A 1162-nucleotide genomic window follows, 5' to 3' on the forward strand; every position below is an offset into this window, starting at 1 on the left:
CAACGGCAACACCGACATCTTCTGAACCAACAACCGCAACTAGTAGTAACCAATAAGGAGAATTGAATGAATAAAAAAATAGAACAACTTGAAGGTAAGCTTGAGAAAGTGAGAAAAGATAAGGAAAAAGCGCAACGACAAAAAGAAGAAGCAGATAAAAAAATCAAGAATTACATAAATCAAGAAAAAGATTTAGAAGCACAGCTTTTTGTTGCTCTATCAGAAGAAAGTGGCTTATCCTACCAGGAAATGAAGGAACTAATCCTTCCAGCACAATCAAGTAACCAAGGAGTGAACCATGTATAAAATTATCAATCAACTGACTAATCAAGAGGAAACATTTGAGTACCGAGATGACTTGTTATCAAGGCTAGAAATCATCAACGAGAGAATGAAGAGTAATAGAATAACCGGAACCTATCGGCTTTATTCTCTCAATTCTGAAGGTGAAATCCTACAAGAAGAAAGTCTTGAAATACCTTTTGTTGGCATCATTGATCAGTTGTTGGAAAATTTTGGTATGAGTGCTGGAAAGAAAAAGAAAGGTTTGCTTCATTTTTTAGAAAAACATAAAGAAAAGAACTCTTCACTAGGCACACCAGAACCTCAACCCCAACCAGAACCAGCTCCTGAACTAGAAGATCTAACAGTAAAGAAAGAGGCGAATTTAGCTCGTCAAAGAATTGCTGAGCTAGTTTCTCAGAAGCCTCAAGATGAGGTTGGAGAGGAAGTACCTTTGGAAGATAAAATTACCTATTCTTCTAGTGAATGGACTACAGATCATTTCAGTAGATTGGATGCAAAAGAGGTAGAACGAGGAAAACCTGCAAAAGATATGCTTACACAAGAAGTAGTTTCTATTGTTGAAAAATCAACGCAGGAAGAGAAAAGCCCTCTTTCTGTTAAAGAAGATAAGGGTAATGTTGAGCCTTCCTTCTCCCTTTCTCATGTGACTTCAGTAAATTTACCTTCAGAGGTTATTGATAGCTTTGAGGATCAGACGGTTACTTATAAGCAATCTGTTAAACATAAAATTCAGTCTAACGAAGAGTTTATTAAGGAAGCAAACGAGGAAATTAATGAGTGCCAAAACAAAATTAATGAGTTGCGACAACAGATTCTTGCCAAAGAGAAACAAGCTAGTCAACTGAAGGATCTTTAT

Annotated in this window: 2 protein-coding genes; both read left to right on the top strand. The window is 36.4% G+C overall.

Translation table 11 applies throughout. The annotated features are described in order from the left end of the window. Positions 1-66 precede the first annotated feature (66 nt). Positions 67-306: a hypothetical protein gene (locus ADH54_RS06935; protein ID WP_001034826.1), complete on the top strand. Its 240-nt coding sequence runs from the start codon at positions 67-69 to the stop codon at positions 304-306. Further along, positions 299-1162: hypothetical protein (locus ADH54_RS06940; RefSeq protein ID WP_049524564.1), on the top strand; the 864-nt coding region annotated here is incomplete at its 3' end. The genes ADH54_RS06935 and ADH54_RS06940, both read left to right, overlap by 8 nt.

Origin of the sequence: Streptococcus pseudopneumoniae, assembly GCF_001072315.1 — a bacterium.
GTDB lineage: Bacteria > Bacillota > Bacilli > Lactobacillales > Streptococcaceae > Streptococcus > Streptococcus pseudopneumoniae_R.